Genomic DNA, 16,188 nt, shown 5'->3' with positions numbered 1-16,188 from the left:
TCCCGGCTCATTCCACGCTAGACCCGGTGAACCTTGTGCTGGGCGGCCTGTGCCCGTGGCCGAACCACCAGCCGGTCGACGTTGACGTGCTCCGGGCGGGTGGCGCACCAGGCGATGCAGTCGGCGATGTCCTCGGCGACCAGCGGGCCCGGCACCCCGGCGTAGACGGCGGCCGCCCGTTCCGCGTCGCCCTCGAAGCGGACCAGCCCGAACTCGTCGGTCTTCACCATTCCCGGGTCGATCTCGATGACCCGCAGCGGCCGGCCGCACAACTCCAGGCGGAGCGTGCCGGCGATGGCGGTCTGCGCGTGCTTCGCGGCGGTGTAGCCGCCCCCGCCCTCGTAGACGGTCAGGCCGGCGGTGGAGGAGACCACCACGATGGTGCCGGATCCGGAGGCCTCCAGCGCCGGCAGCAGCGCCTGGGTGACCCGTAGGGTGCCGAGCACGTTCACGTCGTACATCCACTGCCAGTCGGCGACCGAGCCGGACTCCACCGGGTCCAGCCCCCGGGCTCCGCCGGCGTTGTTGACCAGCAGGGTGACCGGCCCGGGCGCCTGGGCGGCGGCCTCGGCCAGCCCGGCCACCGACTCGTCCGAGGTGATGTCGCAGGTCACCGCGGTGGCCTGCCCGCCGGCGGCGGTGATCTCGGCGACCAGCTCGGTGAGCCGTTCGGCGCGGCGGGCGGCGGCGAGCACGTGGAAGCCCTCGGCGGCGAGCCGGCGGGCGGTGGCCGCGCCGATCCCGCTGGACGCTCCGGTGACGATGGCGACTGAGGTCATTCCGACATTGTCACCCCGGGCGTACGGCCCACCCCGACCGGGCGCGGGGCAGCCAGCGGCGGGCGTTCGGTGATGAGGTCCGTCACCCCGAGGGGCCGCGCCGGGGAATTTCCGAAGCCCGATGGGGAAGATGACATCCGGCGTACAGGTTGACCGAGAAGCGCCGGTCGTGCGAGACGGCATCAACCGTGACGAAGGAGCGGATGTGGCGGAAATGCACACCGGTGTCGGACGTCAGCGAGGTGCCCAACCGTGGCCCCGGCCTCGCCGTATCGCCACCCTGTCGGTACACACCTCCCCCCTGCACCAGCCCGGCACCGGTGATGCCGGCGGAATGAACGTCTACATCCTCGAAGTCGCCCGGCGTCTCGCCGAGGCCAACGTGGAGGTGGAGATCTTCACCCGGGCCACGTCCGGTGACCTCCCCCCGGTGGTCGAGATGGCGCCCGGCGTGCAGGTCCGACACATCACCTCCGGCCCCCTGGAGGGTCTCACCAAGGAGGAGCTGCCCGGCCAGCTCTGCGCCTTCACGGCGGGGGTGCTGCGCGCCGAGGCGTCCCGTCCGCCCGGCCACTACGACCTGATCCACTCCCACTACTGGCTCTCCGGCCAGGTCGGCTGGCTGGCCAAGGAGCGCTGGGGCGTGCCGCTGGTGCACACCGCGCACACCCTTGCCAAGGTCAAGAACGCCCAGCTCGCGGCCGGTGACCGCCCGGAGCCCAAGGCCCGGGTCATCGGCGAGGAGCAGGTCGTCGCCGAGGCGGACCGGCTGGTCGCCAACACCCGGTTCGAGGCCAGAGACCTGATCGACCGGTACGACGCCGACCCGACCCGGGTGTCCGTCGTGCAGCCGGGCGTCGACCTGGCCCGGTTCCGGCCCGCGCCGGGCGACCGGTCCGCGGCCGCCCGCCAGGCCCGCCGCCGGCTGGGGCTTCCAGTCGACGGGTACGTGGTTGCCTTCGTCGGTCGGATCCAGCCGCTCAAGGCCCCCGACGTGCTGATCCGCGCGATCGCCGCGTTGCGGGAGCGCGACCCGGCGCTGGCCGACCAGGTGACCCTGGTGATCTGTGGTGGGCCCAGCGGCAGTGGGCTGGACCGGCCGACCGCCCTGATCGAGCTGGCCGCCAAGCTCGGGGTCACCGACGGGGTGCGGTTCCTGCCGCCGCTCACCGGGGACGACCTTCCGGCCCTGTACCGGGCGGCGGATCTGGTCGCGGTGCCGTCGCACAACGAATCGTTCGGCCTGGTCGCCCTGGAGGCGCAGGCCTGCGGTACGCCGGTGCTGGCCGCCGCCGTCGGAGGGCTGGTCACCGCCGTACGGGACCAGGTCAGCGGCGTACTGATCGACGGGCACGACCCGGTCGACTGGGCCCGTGCGCTGGGCAACCTGCTGCCGAACCGGGCCCTCCGGTCGGTGCTGGCCCGAGGTGCCGAGCAGCACGCACGGCGCTTCTCCTGGGACCGTACGGTCGAGGGTCTGCTCGGTGTCTACGGCGAGGCCATCGCCGCGCACCGCACGCGGCTCGCGGCCGACCTGGTGGGCGACGCGGCGCTCTCCTGCTCCTGGTGACCCGGGGCGCCGGTCGTCACCCGGTGCGTGGGCCGGGTCGGTCGTAGAGTGGGTCCGGTGAGCCCGAAGAGCGATCTTGCGTCCCTGATCGAGTCGGTCTGCGCCGAGCGGGACCTGGCCTGGGAGTCGACCGGCCCCGGCTCGTACGCGGTGACGCTGCCGGGCACCCACAAGCTCAAGACGATCTGCAACCTGATCGTCGGCGAGCACGCGCTGCGGATCGAGGCGTTCGTGATGCGCCAGCCGGATGAGCGCCGCGAGGAGCTGTGGGCCTGGCTGTTGCAGCGCAACGCCCGGATGTACGGCGTCTCCTTCTCCACCGACGCGGTCGGCGACGTGTACCTGACCGGTCGGGTCAACCCGGCCGGCGTGGACGCCGACGAGTTGGACCGACTGTTCGGCGCCGTGCTCACGTACGCCGACGAGTCGTTCGACACGATGCTGGAGATCGGCTTCGGCAGTTCGATCCGGCGCGAGTACGAGTGGCGGGTCAAGCGGGGCGAGTCGACCGCCAACCTGGCCGCCTTCGCCCACCTCTTCGAGCCCTCCACCGCCGGCCCCGACCCAACCTGACGCAACACCCGGCGCCCCGCGCCCGCGCCCCGCGCCCGCGCCCCGCGCCCGCGCCCCGCGCCCGCGCCCCATCCCAAGATCGTGCTCGAACCAGGAAGTAGTGGTGTCGCCGACGCGGCGATGCCACTCGATCCTGGATCGAGCACGATCATGGCGAGCTGACGGTGGTTCGGACTGCTCCTGACGGGTATGCCGCACCGCGCGGTGCGGCAAGGGACCCCCGCGCGCCGATGACAGAGTGCCAAGGAGCGGAGCGTCCCATGGCTCAGCGGAACAGCTCAGGTCGCGGCGCGACTGCGACCAGGACGAAGCGACAGGCCGGCAACCAGACGCCGGGTACGCCTGGAGTCTCCGAGTCGGAGATCTCCCGGATGCGGGTGGACGACATCCGCGGGCAGCTGCGCAAACGCGGGGTCTCCGGGATCTCCGCACTGCGCAAGCCCGACCTGGTGAAACAACTGGTGCGCTCGATGCGCGCCGGTGCGGGTCGGAGCAGCACCGGCCCTTCGGGCCGGGCCACCGGCACCCGGGCGTCGGCGGGTCGTGCCGCCGCCACCAAGAAGTCGGCGGCCAGGCCGGCACCGAGCCGCGCGAAGGCCGCGCCGGCGAACAAGAGCGCGCCCGCGAAGCGGGCCGCCGCAACGAAGGCGACCGCCGGGCGGAAGTCGACGGCGGCGGCGAAGAGGGCGCCGGCGAAGAAGGCGACCACCGCGAAGAAGACGACAGCGGCCGCGCGCAAGACCACGGCCGCGAGCAGGACGACCGCTGCCCGTAAGACCGCTGCCGCACGGAAGACCACGGCGGCGCGGAAGAGCACGGCGGCCCGTAAGACAGCGACGGCGCGTACCGCGCCCGCTCGGAAGGCGCCGGCGAAGAAGGCGCCGGCGCGGCCGGCGGCGAAGCGCACGACGGCGGCCAAGAGCGCGCCAGCGAAGCGTACGACGGCGGCCAAGAGCACGGCGGCCAAGCGCACGGCACCTGCCAAGGGCACGGCGGCGGCCAAGAGGGCTCCGGCCAAGCGCACGTTTACGCCGTCGAGCGGTGGCGGGACGACGGCCGGCGGGATCCGGACCGGACGGGGTACGGGTCGGTCGGTCCGCAGTTCGCAGGTGATCTCGTCGATCACGGACCGACCGGAGCGCCCGGGGCGGAGTCTGATCACGGCGAACCATGAGGTGATCCAGCGCTGGGCCCGGGAACGCGGCGCGAAGCCGGCGACCATCGCCGGTACCGAGCGGGATGGCCGGGCGGGTGTGTTGACGTTCAACATTCCCGGATATCGGGAAAGCAGCCGGATCCGCGAGATCACCTGGGATGAGTGGTTTTACACGTTTGACCTGCGCCGGCTGAACCTGATTTATCAGGAACAGTTGCGGGACGGCCGGCAGAGCAACTTCTTCCGGACCGAGTCACCCGATCGGGAAGACGGTTGAGGTGTTTGCGGGAATGGCCGACGGGTACCCGGCTGTTGCCAACGGACGAGGCCGGAGCAGCGGATACTCGCCAGTTGTGACGGGCGAGACAGCCGTTCTGGGTTGAATCCAGAATCCGGGCGAACTAGCTTTATTGCACCGCGCCACGTTTGGAAACGTTCGGGGGAGCGGCGGATCGATCAGATCCGCGCACCAGACGAGGCGCGAGGGGACGGGTGGATTAACCGTTGGGGGACGGTGCCCACCTGTTAGGACCGGCGGCGCGAGCGGGCGATGCTTACGGGGGTGAGTGTTGCCCGCCGCCGCCGGCCCCACCGGCGGGCGCCCACCACGACCTCAGGGACGTGGTGGGCGCTTTGCGTTGGTTACCCGGTCGGTACGCGGTCTGTGGGGGCTTTCGGCTCCAGGTCGGCGACCCGGCGCAGCGCGGCGACGTGCCGCTCCCGGGGTGGCCCGGCGAGCAGGTGCCCGAGCGCGGCCAGCAGACCCAGCCCGCCCACGATCAGCCAGTGCCGGTCGCCGAGGTGCTGGAGGCTCACCCCGCCGAGGGTGGGCGCGACGAACGCCGCGGCCGGGAACGTCAGGTAGAAGACCGACTGGTAGCGCGCTCGTAGCTGCGGTGGTGCCAGGTCCGCGTTGATCTGCGCGTTCGGCGGGGCGGCCAGCATCGAGCCGACCGTCCAGACCACGGCGGCACCCAGGTAGATGGCCAGTTCGTCGGCGATGGCGAGCGCCCCGAAGCCGAGCGCGAGCAGCGCGGTGGAGGCGGCCAGCACGACGTCCTTGCGGTGCCGGTCGATCAGCCGGGGCACGAACAGTTGCCCGACCACGATCAGCGCGCCGCCGAGCGCCACCACCAGTCCGTACGCCGAGGGGCCGAGGCCGTCCGCGCGCATGGCCAGCGGCATGATCGTCGAGGTTTGCATGGTGAGTACGGCCAGCACGAAGGTGAGCCCGACGAAGGTCAGGAAGGTGCGGTCGGTGAGCGCGGTGTGCAGTCCCGGCCGGCGGGTCCGGACGGACCTTGGCGCCGCAGGGGTGACGGGTGGTAGGTCGGCTGCCGGCCGGGCCAGCCGCAGGGTTTCCGGGACCTTCCAGCCGATCACGGCGGCGGCGGTCAGGGTGGCGCCCGCGTCGACCAGGAACAGCGCCGTGAAGCTCGCCTCGGCCAGGACCCCGGCGAGCAGCGAGGCGACCGCCATGCCGAGGTTGAACGCCCAGAACTGGAGGTTGAACGCGCGCGAGCGGCGTTCGGCGGGCACTACGTCGACGATCGCCGCGACGAATGCCGGGCTGGGCATCGAGTGGACCACGCCGATCAGCGCGGAGAGCACCGCGATCAGCAGCAGGGGTCGAGTGAAGGCGAGCGCCACCATCAGGCCGACCGTGGCCAGGTGCGCGGCGAGGAGGGTCGCCCGGCGGCCCCAGCGGTCGGCGAGCACTCCACCGAGCAGTACGCCGGCCGCCCCGCCGGCCCCGTACGCGCCGACCACGGTGCCGGCCAGCCCTTCGCTCGCGCCGCGTACGTCGGTGAGGTAGAGCGAGAGGAACAGCATGGCGAACGCGCCGGCCCGGTTGATCAGCAGGCCGGCCCACAGGTACCAGAAGGTGGCCGGGAGGCCGCCTGCGGTGTCGTGCCACCAGCGCCGCAGGGCGTGCACCCGACCTCCCGACAGTTCAGATTGTTAACTGTTTCCACCGCACAGTAGGAAACTGCGGCACCGCCGCGCCAGTCGTTACGCCTCGGCCGGCTGCGGCGTTCGGGACGCGGTGGTCGGTGCCAACGCCTCGCCGGATCGGCGTAGCGCGGCCGCTCGCCGCTCGCGGGCCGGCCCCGACACGAGGTGGGCCACCGCGGTCAGCAGGCCGAGCGCGGCGCAGCCGTACCAGAGCGTGTCGTTGCCGGCATGCTCGCGCACCAGGCCACCGAGGATCGGCGCGCTGGCCCCGGCGATCTGCCACGAGAGGGAGAACACGCCCTGGTAGCGGCCGCGCAACTCGGCCGGGGACAGCTCGGCGATCAGCGTGGAGTTGGAGGGCGAGTTGAGCATTTCGCCGACCGTCCAGATCAGCACGGTCAGCCCGTAGAACCAGGCGGTCCCGGCGAACGCGGTCAACCCGAACCCCACGCCCATCACCACGGATGCCAGCGCGAGCACGTGCGAGCGGCTCCGACCCCGGATCAGTCGGGGTACGAAGAGCTGGCCGACCACGATGAGGACGCCGTTGAGCGCGATCACCGAGCCGTAGGTGGCCGGGCTCAGGCCGTCGTCGCCCATCGCGATCGGCAGCATCGAGATGTGCTGGAGGAACACCAGCGCGGCGAACAGGTTCAGTGCCACGAAGCCGAGGTAGACCCGGTCGGTGAGGATCGTGCGCAGGGCGCCACGCGGTGCCGCGTGCGCCGCGGACGTGGTGGTGGGGCCGGCCTGTCGGGTCTCCGGCACCTTGCTGAAGATGATCAGCGCGGTGATCAGCATGGTGGCCGCGTCGACCACGAACAGCAGCAGGTAGTCGGCCTGTGCGGCGAGGCCGGCGAGGACGGCGGCGCAGGCGAAGCCCAGGTTGATCGCCCAGTAGTTGAGCGAGAAGGCGCGCAGCCGGTCCTTCGCCGGCACCACATCGATCATCATCGCCCCGAACGCGGGTCGGGCCGCCTCGGCGAACATGCCGAGCAGCAGCGCGCCCAGCGCCACCGCCCAGAGGTCCCGGGCCAGCCCGAGGCCGAGCATCATCGCCGCCGCGCCCACGTGGGCGGTGAGCAGCGTGGGTCGGCGACCCCAGCGGTCCGCGAGAGTGCCACCGGCGGTCGTGCCGAACGCGCCACCGACGCCCCAGAGGCCGATAACCAGGCCGGCCTGCGAGGCCGAGAAACCACGTTCCTGGGTCAGGTAGATGGCGAGGAAGACGAGGACGAACGAGCCGAGCCGGTTGATCAGGGTGCCGGACCACAGGTACCAGAAGGTGGTCGGTAGGCCGCCGGTGGTGTCCCGGAACCAACTCCGCATCGTCCGCATATGGCGCCCCGCTTGCAAGTAATGACCGATGTGACTGGCGTGCCTTACAACCCTAGTGGCGGGCGGATCCGCTGGTCATCCGCTTTTTCACGTGGTGGTCGTCACGACGGCTGCCCGCGTGTCCGCCGGGCGGTTGAGGCAGGATGATCCGCATGACTGCGAGCGAAGGGCCCACCGTCGGGACGCTGGTCCTGCTGCGACACGGTGAGAGCGACTGGAATGCCAAGAACCTCTTCACCGGCTGGGTGGACGTCGACCTGACCGAGAAGGGCGAGGGCGAGGCGCGGCGCGGCGGCGAGTTGATGCGCGAGCACAGCCTGCTGCCGGACGTCGTGCACACCAGCGTGATGCGCCGTGCCATCCGCACCGCCGAGCTGGCGCTCAACGCCGCCGACCGGCACTGGATCGCCGTACGCCGGTCGTGGCGGCTCAACGAGCGGCACTACGGCGCCCTGCAGGGCAAGAACAAGAAGCAGACCCTCGACGAGTACGGCGAGGAGCAGTTCATGCTCTGGCGCCGCTCGTACGACACCCCACCGCCGCCGATCGACGACAACGACGAGTGGTCGCAGGTGGGTGACCCGCGCTACGCGCTGCTGCCCACCGAGCTGATGCCGCGCACCGAGTGCCTCAAGGACGTCGTCGAGCGGATGCTGCCCTACTGGTACGACTCGATCGTGCCGGACATCCTGGCCGGCCGGACGGTGCTGGTGGCGGCGCACGGCAACTCGCTGCGCGCCCTCGTCAAGCACCTCGACCAGATCTCCGACGAGGCGATCGCCAAGCTGAACATCCCGACGGGCATCCCGCTGCGCTACGACCTCGACCCGCAGCTGCGCCCGCTCACGCTGGGCGGCACCTACCTCGACCCGACCGCTGCGAAGGCAGCCGCCGCGGCGGTGGCCAACCAGGGGCGCTGAGCCACGGAAAAGGGGCCCCTCGTCATCGCGGAGAGCGACGACGAGGGGCCCCTGCCGTGGGCGTCAGGTGCTGCTGGGCGCGCTCTGCCCGGTGATCAGGTAGATCACGTGCTCGCCGGCGTTGACCGCGTGGTCGGCGAAGCGCTCGTAGAAGCGGCCCAGCAGGGTGGCGTCGATCGCCGTCTCCACCCCGTACGGCCAGTCGTCGCCGAGCAGCACCGCGAACAGGTTCTTGTGCAGCTCGTCCATGGCGTCGTCGTCGCGGTCCAGCTCGCCGGCGAGGTCGGCGTCGGGCTTCGCCAGCACCGAGCCGATCTTCACGGCCATCCGGTCGGCGATCTCGGACATCTCGGTGAAGACCGTCCGCAGCTCGGCCGGGACGGCGGGGGAGGGGTGCCGGCGCAGCGCGGTCTTCGCCACGTGCTCGGCGAGGTCGCCCATCCGCTCCAGATCGGCGGCCACGTGCAGTGCGGTGATCATGGCCCGGAGGTCGGAGGCGACCGGCGCCTGTCGGGCGAGCAGGTCACAGACCCGCTCCTCGACGTGCCGGTAGAGGTCGTCGATCTCGGCGTCCCGCTCGATGACCGTCTCGGCGGCCTGCCGGTCGGCGGTGAGCAGGGCCCGGGTGGCCTGGCGCATGGCGGCGCGGACGCCCTCCGCCATGTCCACCAGCAGTTGGCTGACGATCTGGAGGTCGGCCCGGAACTCGTCGCGCATCATCACGTCCTGTGGTCGGTCGCCGCCGACGGGTGCCGGCGCAGGGGGTTGAGCAGGTGCGACGCCAACGGTAGGGCGCGCGGACGGATCCCGGATGAACCACGGTGAACGACGCCAGACGTGGGGGTGAACACTTCCGTAAGTGAGGGTAGTTCGTCCCGGTCTGTGTGGTAGCCAGGTTAACAATGACCCTACGATCGCCGGGTGGAGTGGGCGGTGGCGGTCGTGGTGGCCGTGGCGTTGGTGGCCGGGATGGCCGCCGGTCTGCTGCTGCCCCGGTTCCTGCCGAGGCGGGACGGTCGCTCCACGTCGACGGGGAGCGTCAGCTTCCGCTGGAGCAGGGGGAGGCCCGCGATAGCCGACGAGCAGCAGGCCGGGCTCGGCCGCCGGACGATCGACTCACTCCGGGCCGGTGTCGTGGTACTGGACAACGACGACGTCCCCGTGTTGATCAATCCGGCCGCCCGCGCGATGGGACTGCTGCGTACCGGCAGCACCCCCGGCTCCATCGCCGCGCACCCCTTGATCCGTACCCTTGCCGGCCAGGTGCGACGCACCGGCGTGCGGCGCGAGATCGAACTGGACCTGCCCCGGGGTCGCGACAGCGCGGGGGAGAACCCGCTCGGCGTGCACCTGCGGGCGATGGGTCTCGGCAACGGCTTCATCGCGGTCGAGGCGGTCGACGTGACCGAGTCGCACCGGCTGACCCGGGTACGACGCGACTTCGTGGCCAACGTCAGCCACGAGCTCAAGACCCCGATCGGGGCCCTGCAACTGCTCGCCGAGGCGTTGCTGGACGCCACCGAGCCGGCCGACGCCGCGGCGCCCGACCTCTCCGAGGACCTGGTGGCCGCCCGCCGGTTCGCCGAACGGATCCAGCACGAGTCGACCCGGTTGGGCCGGCTGGTGCAGGAGTTGCTGGAGCTGACCCGGTTGCAGGGGGCTGAGCCGCAGCCACCACCGGAGCCGGTCGCGCTGGACTGGGTGATCGCCGAGGTGGTCGACCGGACCCGCACCACCGCCTCCGCCCGGGGTGTCGCGGTGACCGTGGACGGGCAGCGTGGCCTCACCGCGTACGGCAGCGACTCCCAACTCGCCACTGCGGTGGCGAACCTGGTGGAGAACGCCATCAACTACTCGGGCGAGGACACCACGGTCCGGGTGACCCTGCGCGGCGACGACGAGCACGTGGAGGTCGCCGTCGCCGACCAGGGCATCGGTATCGCCCCGACCGACGTCGATCGGATCTTCGAGCGCTTCTACCGGGCCGACCAGGCCCGCTCGCGTGCCACCGGCGGCACCGGGCTCGGCCTGGCGATCGTGAAACACATTGCGAGCAACCATGGCGGACGGGTCGAGGTGTCGAGCACTCTTGGTGGTGGATCGACGTTCACCCTCCGGCTGCCCGCCAGTCCACCGGACGACCTCCTGGCGACACTGCCGCCGGTTGGGATCGAGTCCGGTCCGACTGGGCTACGGCAGGTCTGACAGCAAATGGAAAGGAAATCCCCGTTGAGCCGCGTTCTCGTGGTCGAGGACGAGGAGTCGTTCTCCGACGCCTTGTCGTACATGCTCCGTAAGGAGGGCTTTGAGGTTTCGGTCGCCGCGACCGGCACCGACGCCCTCACCGAGTTCGACCGGACCGGCGCCGACATCGTGCTGCTCGACCTGATGTTGCCCGAGATGTCGGGGACCGAGGTCTGCCGGCAGTTGCGGCAGCGCTCCGCTGTGCCGATCATCATGGTCACCGCCCGGGACAGCGAGATCGACAAGGTGGTCGGGCTGGAGATCGGTGCCGACGACTACGTCACGAAGCCGTACTCGCCGCGGGAACTGGTCGCCCGGATCCGGGCCGTGCTGCGCCGGCAGAGCCCGGAGGTGGCCGAGGCGGGTGCGCCGACGCTGGCCGCCGGGCCGGTGCGGATGGACATCGAGCGGCACGTGGTGACCGTCGACGGCGGGGCCGTGCAGCTGCCGCTGAAGGAATTCGAACTGCTGGAGCTGCTGCTGCGCAACGCGGGCCGGGTGCTCACCCGCGGCCAGCTCATCGACCGGGTCTGGGGTGCCGACTACGTCGGCGACACCAAGACGCTGGACGTGCACGTCAAGCGGCTGCGTTCCAAGATCGAGCCGGAGCCGTCCGCGCCGCGCTTCATCGTGACCGTGCGGGGTCTGGGCTACAAGTTCGAGCCGTGATCGGCGTACCCGATGGGGGTCTGCGCTCGACGCAGGCCCCCTTTTGGGCTGTCGGCCCCCTGCGCCACGGGCCAGCTCCGAGAGCTGAGCGACGCTAGACCTCGTCGGCGGGGTGCGGGGCGATCATGCCCTGCTGCGTCCTGGTCGCGCACAGCTCGGCAAGCCGTTCGTACGCGGGCGCGCCGATCAGGGCGGTCAGCTCCGGCCCGTACGACAGGTACATCGGCTCGGTGCCGACGTGCGCGTCGGTCGAGGAGGTGCACCACCAGTCCAGGTCGTGCCCGCCGGCTCCCCAACCCCGCCGGTCGAACTCGGACAGCGTGGAGACCAGCACCTTGCTGTTGTCCGGCCGCTTCACCCAGTCCTGGTCGCGGCGGATCGGCAGCTGCCAACACACGTCCGGCTTGTATTCCAACGGGTGCACCCCGTCGCGCAGCGCCTGGGCGTGCAGCGCGCAACCGCCCCCGCCGGCGAAGTCGGCGTCGTTGAGAAACACACACGGACCGTCGGCGCCCTGGGTGGCGGTGCGGCGGGCCGGGTTCTTGCCGTCGATGGTGTCCTCGTCGGTCCAGTTCTTGAACCCGCGCCGGAAATGCTGCCAGGTCGACGGGGTGAGCCGCCGGACCGCGTTGCGAACCCGCTTCTCGTCGTCCGAGTCGGTGAAGAACGCCCCGTGCGAGCAGCAACCGTCGGCGGCCCGACCGGCGATGATGCCGTGGCAGCCCTTGCCGAAGATGCAGGTCCAGCGGGAGAGCAGCCAGGTCAGGTCGGCCCGGATCAGGTGCGTCTCGTCGGCCGGGTCGGCGAACTCGATCCACTCGCGAGGGAAGTCCAGGGGCACCTCGCGGCTGCGCGGGTCACCCGGGTCGTCCACCAGCACACGGAGCTCCATCGTCACTCGGCCCAGCCTACGCGCGGTCACGTCCGCAGGCCGGTGAGCCGCGCAAACGTGTTGCGCCTAGGGTCTTCACCATGCGACTGGGTGTCCTCGACGTCGGATCCAACACGGTGCATCTCCTTGTGGTGGACGCGCACCACGGCGCGCACCCGTGGCCGGCGCACTCCGAGAAGGTGGTGCTCCGGCTGGCCGAGCAGATCGGCCCCGACGGCGCGTTGACCGAGGCGGGTGCGGACGGCCTGGTCAAGGCGGTGGGCATGGCCAAGGCGGCGGCCACCGGGTTGGCGGCCGACGACCTGATCGCGTTCGCCACCTCCGCGGTGCGCGACGCCACAAACGCGGCCGAGGTGCTGGCCCGGGTCCGGGACGAGACCGGCGTACGGCTGGCGGTGCTCTCCGGGGCGGACGAGGCGCGGATGACGTTCCTGGCCGTACGGCGGTGGTTCGGCTGGTCGGCGGGCCGGCTGCTGGTGCTGGACATCGGTGGCGGCTCGTTGGAGATCGCCGCGGGGATCGACGAGGACCCGGACGTCGCGGTCTCCCTGCCGCTCGGGGCCGGTCGGCTGACCCGCGAGCGGCTGCGGGTCGAGCCGGCCAGTGCGGCCCCGCCGTCGGCCGAGGCCGTCGACAAGCTCCGGGAGTACGTGGACGGCCGGCTGGACAAGGTCGTCGACCAGATGACCGAGGTGGGCTGGGGTCGGGCGGTGGCCACCTCGAAGACGTTCCGCACGCTGGCCCGACTGGCCGGGGCGGCCCCGTCCGGTGCCGGGCTGTGGGTGCGACGCAGCCTGACCCGGGAGGGCTTGCGGCAGGTCATCGGCTTCATCCGGCACATCCCGCCGGCGCAGTTGATGGAGCTGGAGGGGGTCAGCACGGGTCGGGCGCACCAGTTGCTGGCCGGTGCCGTGGTCGCCGAGGCGGTGATGCGCCGCCTGGATCTGGACTCGCTGGACATCTGCCCGTGGGCGCTGCGGGAGGGGGTCATCCTCCGCCGGCTCGATCAACTCGAGCCGATCTGATCCGGCGGCCGTTTTCGGTCGATTTGCCGGTGCTCGTCACGATGCCCCCGGCGCTGCCGGGCTACGCTGGCTGATGTGACTTCCCGCGTTCCCGTGCTCCTGTCCAGCTCGTCGGTCTTTCCCGAGCCGACCGCGGCGGCGTTCCAACTGGCTGCGGCGCTCGGTTACGACGGTGTCGAGGTGATGGTCTGGACCGACGTGGTCAGCCAGGACGCGGGCGCGCTGCGCGGCCTCTCCACGCACTACGACGTGCCGGTGCTCTCGGTGCACGCGCCCTGCCTGCTGGTCACCCAGCGGGTGTGGAGCCCGGACCCGTGGGAGCGCCTGCGCAAGGCCGCCGAGTTGGCCGAGACGCTGGGCGCTCCGACCGTCGTGGTGCACCCACCGTTCACCTGGCAGCGCGACTACGCGCGTAACTTCGCCGAGGGTCTGGCCACCGTCGCGGACCGGTTCACCGGGCTGCGTTTCGCCGTGGAGAACATGTACCCGGTGCGGATGGCGGGTCGGCAGTTCGTCCCGTACGTGCCCGGTTGGGATCCGACCGACGCCGGCTACCCGTCGTACACCCTGGATCTGTCGCACTGCGCGGCCTCGCACAGCGACCCCCTCGAGATGGCCGACCGGATGGGCGCCGGGCTGGCGCACGTGCACCTCGGTGACGGCACCGGCGAGGGCCGCGACGAGCACCTGGTGCCCGGGCGCGGCACCCAGCCCTGCGGGGAGCTGCTCTCCTCGCTGGCCGGCCGGGGTTTCACCGGGGCGGTGGCGGTGGAGGTGGCCACCCGGGGCGCGAAGAGCCGCGCGGTGCGCGAGGCTGACCTACGCGCCGCGCTGGAGTTCGCCCGCCAGCACCTGACCGCCTCGTCACCTGTCGACGCCTGACCCGTCCGCCCCCGATCGGGCGGTGGCGGTGTCAGCTGACCGGTGCGAGGGAGTCGACGGCGGAGGTCGGCTGCGGGGCGACCGGCACCTGCTCGCCGACCGCCGCCCGCTTGCGGGCCCGGTGCGCGGCGACGTGCGAGCGGGTGGCGCAGCGCTCCGAGCAGAACCGCCGGCAGCAGTTGGACGACGTGTCCAGGTAGACGTTGCCGCACCGCTCGTCGGCGCAGACCCCGAACCGGGCGCTGCCGTACTCGCAGAGCCAGACCGACAGCCCCCAGACCGCGCCGGCCAGGTATTCGGCACTGACCGACGCACCCCGACTGGTCACGTGCATATGCCAGTCGCTGGAGTCGTGCCCGGAGATGCGCGGCTGCACCGGGAACGCCTCAAGCAGGGCGTTCAGCTCGGTGACCGCCTGGGCGTCCCGCCCCGAGGTGCCGTACTCGAAGACGTCGCGCAACCGTTTCTGCGCCCGGCGGAAGATCGCCACGTCCCGGTCCGCGACCTCGTCGCGCATCCAGGCGTTGTCGTCGGGGAAAAGGGCTCGCAGGTCGTCGAGGTCGTCCAGGCGGGCGTTGACCAGGTCAACGCCGGTCCGGGCGTACGCGTCGAAGTTCACGCCCCCAACGGTAGACGACTCAGCGGGTGCGCGGCGCGTCGATGTAGTGCGGCAGGAACCGCGCGTAGCCATCGGTGATCAGACTCGCGCTCTCCCGCACACCCACGCCGGCCGACTCGCCGTCGACGATCCAGCTGCCCAGCACCATCCGGTTGCCGGCGAACTGCGGCAACGCCCGGAACTCCTGGTAGCACCAGCCCTCGTCGCCGTAGATCCCCGGGTTGGTGATCTCCTCGTCGGCGGTGACGATGCGTACCGACCCGCCCTCGCGGCCGAGCAGTGGCTTGGCGACGTACTCCGGCATTCCGCGCGGCGAGTCCAGGTACGCCGGGAGCAGGTACTCGTGGCCGGGGTACAGCTCCCAGAGGACCGCGAGCAGCGCCTTGTTGGAGAGCAGCAGTTTCCAGGCCGGCTCGATCCAGGTGGTCGGGGTGCCCGGGGCCAGGGCCGCCGGCCCGTACGGCTCGGCCAGCATCCACTCCCACGGGTAGAGCTTGAAGCAGGTGGTCACCGGGTTGTCGTCGGCGTCGACGAAGCGGCGGCCGTCCCAGCCGATCTCCTGGATGGGCTGGAGTTCGACGGTCAGGCCGGCCTGCCGGGCGGTCTCGGCGAGGTAGCCCGCGGTCATGTGGTCCTCGCCGGACTCCTCCTCGTTCGACCAGAGCACGTGCACCCGGGGGTCGTGCAGCCCGGCCCCGATCTTGGCCCAGGCGCCGACCAGTCGCTCGTGCAGGCTGTTCCACTGGTCCAGCTCCGGTCGGGTCTGCTCCAGCCAGTACCACTGGATGATGCTCGCCTCGACCAGCGCGGTGGGGGTGTCCGCGTTGTACTCCAACATCTTCGGGGGCCAGTTGCCGTCGTAGGCCAGGTCGAAGCGCCCGTACAGCGTCGGTGGCGCCTCGCGCAACGACCGGGCCACCGCCTCGGCCGCCCACTCCGGGATGCCGAACTCGGCGTACCGGCGCTGCGCCACCACGTGCTCGGCGGCGGCCACCGACATCCGGTGCAGCTCCTCGGTGGCCTCCTCCAGCCGCAGCACCTCGTCCAGCTCGAAGGCGTACGCGGCGGTCTCGTCCCAGTACGACATGATCCCGCCGTCGGGCAGCTCGGTGTCGACGTAGACCAGCCCCTGCGACCGGATGGTGGCGTCCCAGTCGGGGCGCGGCGTGACCGTCTCGCGGCGCACGTCAGCCGCCGCAGGCGGCGAGGTGGGTGCCGAATCCGCCGCGCTCGGGCAGGGCCGCGGTGGTCGGCTCCGGGGCGGTGCGACCGGCGGCCGGGTCGGTGACCCGCATCGCCAGTGCGACGGTTCCGCCACCGCCGACCGGCCCGAGGGCGCAGTCGTCGTCATCGTCGTCGTCCGAGGTCATGTTGCAGCCGGAGAGGGCGAGCGCGAGAGCGGTGAGCGCGCCGAGTTGCACGGAGGCCGAGCGGAGTCGGCGGCGGGGGCGTTGGTCCACGGCATCGTTGTAGCCGATCGACGCCACCGCCGCCGCCCCGCCCCCGTGCCGAGGTGGCCCGGCCGCCCCTCGGCGGGGCCCCTGGCAGGGGCGTTACGCTCGGCT

At 71.7% G+C, this 16,188-nt stretch carries 17 protein-coding genes; 8 read left to right on the top strand and 9 right to left on the bottom strand.

The window, feature by feature from the left end; all coding sequences use genetic code 11:
- Window positions 1-17 precede the first annotated feature (17 nt).
- A complete protein-coding gene (locus ACIBD9_RS00765; protein WP_396713307.1) occupies window positions 18-779 on the bottom strand; it encodes an SDR family oxidoreductase in 762 nt (253 codons plus the stop codon).
- Window positions 780-984: 205 nt separating this feature from the next.
- Between ACIBD9_RS00765 and mshA the strand changes: the two genes are divergently transcribed.
- Both mshA and ACIBD9_RS00755 read left to right on the top strand, forming a co-directional pair.
- A complete protein-coding gene (gene mshA / locus ACIBD9_RS00760; protein WP_396713305.1) occupies window positions 985-2,349 on the top strand; it encodes a D-inositol-3-phosphate glycosyltransferase in 1,365 nt (454 codons plus the stop codon).
- A 57-nt stretch (window positions 2,350-2,406) separates the two neighbouring features.
- Window positions 2,407-2,922 carry a YbjN domain-containing protein gene (locus ACIBD9_RS00755; protein ID WP_387174230.1) on the top strand — a complete coding sequence of 172 codons (516 nt, stop codon included), beginning with the start codon at window positions 2,407-2,409 and terminating at the stop codon, window positions 2,920-2,922.
- Between the two features lie 265 nt (window positions 2,923-3,187).
- Here ACIBD9_RS00755 and ACIBD9_RS00750 read toward each other — a convergent pair whose 3' ends face one another.
- Entirely contained in the window at window positions 3,188-3,889 is a 702-nt protein-coding gene (locus ACIBD9_RS00750) for a hypothetical protein (protein ID WP_396713303.1), read from the bottom strand.
- Between the two features lie 142 nt (window positions 3,890-4,031).
- Between ACIBD9_RS00750 and ACIBD9_RS00745 the strand changes: the two genes are divergently transcribed.
- Entirely contained in the window at window positions 4,032-4,355 is a 324-nt protein-coding gene (locus ACIBD9_RS00745) for a hypothetical protein (protein ID WP_258400293.1), read from the top strand.
- A 365-nt stretch (window positions 4,356-4,720) separates the two neighbouring features.
- On the opposite strand, the gene ACIBD9_RS00740 is transcribed toward ACIBD9_RS00745, so the two are convergent.
- Both ACIBD9_RS00740 and ACIBD9_RS00735 read right to left on the bottom strand, forming a co-directional pair.
- Entirely contained in the window at window positions 4,721-6,016 is a 1,296-nt protein-coding gene (locus tag ACIBD9_RS00740) for an MFS transporter (protein ID WP_396713301.1), read from the bottom strand.
- Between the two features lie 75 nt (window positions 6,017-6,091).
- Complete coding sequence (locus ACIBD9_RS00735) at window positions 6,092-7,372, bottom strand: MDR family MFS transporter (protein ID WP_396713299.1); 1,281 nt, start codon at window positions 7,370-7,372, stop codon at window positions 6,092-6,094.
- A gap of 152 nt (window positions 7,373-7,524) precedes the next feature.
- Here ACIBD9_RS00735 and ACIBD9_RS00730 point away from each other — a divergent pair, with 152 nt between their 5' ends.
- The gene (locus ACIBD9_RS00730; RefSeq protein WP_196919940.1) at window positions 7,525-8,292 is read left to right on the top strand and encodes a phosphoglyceromutase; all 768 of its coding nucleotides are present in this window, start codon (window positions 7,525-7,527) and stop codon (window positions 8,290-8,292) included.
- Between the two features lie 63 nt (window positions 8,293-8,355).
- Here ACIBD9_RS00730 and phoU read toward each other — a convergent pair whose 3' ends face one another.
- A complete protein-coding gene (gene phoU, locus ACIBD9_RS00725) occupies window positions 8,356-9,009 on the bottom strand; it encodes a phosphate signaling complex protein PhoU (RefSeq protein ID WP_238658334.1) in 654 nt (217 codons plus the stop codon).
- Between the two features lie 204 nt (window positions 9,010-9,213).
- Between phoU and ACIBD9_RS00720 the strand changes: the two genes are divergently transcribed.
- A complete protein-coding gene (locus ACIBD9_RS00720; RefSeq protein WP_396713296.1) occupies window positions 9,214-10,497 on the top strand; it encodes a sensor histidine kinase in 1,284 nt (427 codons plus the stop codon).
- Between the two features lie 24 nt (window positions 10,498-10,521).
- Window positions 10,522-11,205, top strand: coding sequence for a response regulator transcription factor (locus ACIBD9_RS00715; RefSeq protein ID WP_030329696.1), 684 nt, complete (start codon window positions 10,522-10,524; stop codon window positions 11,203-11,205).
- Between the two features lie 94 nt (window positions 11,206-11,299).
- On the opposite strand, the gene ACIBD9_RS00710 is transcribed toward ACIBD9_RS00715, so the two are convergent.
- Window positions 11,300-12,097, bottom strand: coding sequence for a hypothetical protein (locus ACIBD9_RS00710; RefSeq protein ID WP_396713804.1), 798 nt, complete (start codon window positions 12,095-12,097; stop codon window positions 11,300-11,302).
- Between the two features lie 80 nt (window positions 12,098-12,177).
- On the opposite strand from ACIBD9_RS00710, the gene ACIBD9_RS00705 reads away from it, so the two are divergent.
- Together ACIBD9_RS00705 and ACIBD9_RS00700 are read left to right on the top strand one after the other, a co-directional pair.
- Window positions 12,178-13,122 (top strand): Ppx/GppA phosphatase family protein, encoded by a 945-nt coding sequence (locus ACIBD9_RS00705; protein WP_396713294.1) that lies wholly within the window; start codon window positions 12,178-12,180, stop codon window positions 13,120-13,122.
- Window positions 13,123-13,197: 75 nt separating this feature from the next.
- Window positions 13,198-14,004, top strand: coding sequence for a sugar phosphate isomerase/epimerase (locus ACIBD9_RS00700; protein ID WP_091402756.1), 807 nt, complete (start codon window positions 13,198-13,200; stop codon window positions 14,002-14,004).
- 31 nt (window positions 14,005-14,035) lie between these two features.
- Here the strand turns inward: ACIBD9_RS00700 and ACIBD9_RS00695 are convergent, their stop codons facing one another.
- From ACIBD9_RS00695 to ACIBD9_RS00685, 3 genes are read right to left on the bottom strand one after another with little or no spacing between them, the layout of a single operon-like run.
- Entirely contained in the window at window positions 14,036-14,623 is a 588-nt protein-coding gene (locus ACIBD9_RS00695) for a CGNR zinc finger domain-containing protein (protein WP_387174246.1), read from the bottom strand.
- Between the two features lie 19 nt (window positions 14,624-14,642).
- Entirely contained in the window at window positions 14,643-15,809 is a 1,167-nt protein-coding gene (locus ACIBD9_RS00690) for a glutathionylspermidine synthase family protein (RefSeq protein WP_396713291.1), read from the bottom strand.
- Window position 15,810: 1 nt separating this feature from the next.
- The gene (locus ACIBD9_RS00685) at window positions 15,811-16,083 is read right to left on the bottom strand and encodes a hypothetical protein (protein WP_387174250.1); all 273 of its coding nucleotides are present in this window, start codon (window positions 16,081-16,083) and stop codon (window positions 15,811-15,813) included.
- Window positions 16,084-16,188: the final 105 nt, after the last annotated feature.

Source organism: Micromonospora sp. NPDC050784, assembly GCF_044456765.1.
Lineage (GTDB): Bacteria > Actinomycetota > Actinomycetes > Mycobacteriales > Micromonosporaceae > Micromonospora > Micromonospora foliorum.
The sequence above is the reverse complement of the archived record's forward strand: the minus strand, read 5'-3'. Positions and strand labels throughout refer to the sequence as shown.

What these genes read in the sequence shown, in the direction of transcription:
- ACIBD9_RS00735 (WP_396713299.1), bottom strand. Translation starts at nt 7,372, where the DNA reads ATGCGGACGATGCGGAGTTGGTTCCGGGACACCACCGGCGGCCTACCG.
- ACIBD9_RS00765 (WP_396713307.1), bottom strand. Translation starts at nt 779, where the DNA reads ATGACCTCAGTCGCCATCGTCACCGGAGCGTCCAGCGGGATCGGCGCG.
- ACIBD9_RS00705 (WP_396713294.1), top strand. Translation starts at nt 12,178, where the DNA reads ATGCGACTGGGTGTCCTCGACGTCGGATCCAACACGGTGCATCTCCTT.
- ACIBD9_RS00710 (WP_396713804.1), bottom strand. Translation starts at nt 12,097, where the DNA reads ATGGAGCTCCGTGTGCTGGTGGACGACCCGGGTGACCCGCGCAGCCGC.
- phoU (WP_238658334.1), bottom strand. Translation starts at nt 9,009, where the DNA reads ATGCGCGACGAGTTCCGGGCCGACCTCCAGATCGTCAGCCAACTGCTG.
- ACIBD9_RS00730 (WP_196919940.1), top strand. Translation starts at nt 7,525, where the DNA reads ATGACTGCGAGCGAAGGGCCCACCGTCGGGACGCTGGTCCTGCTGCGA.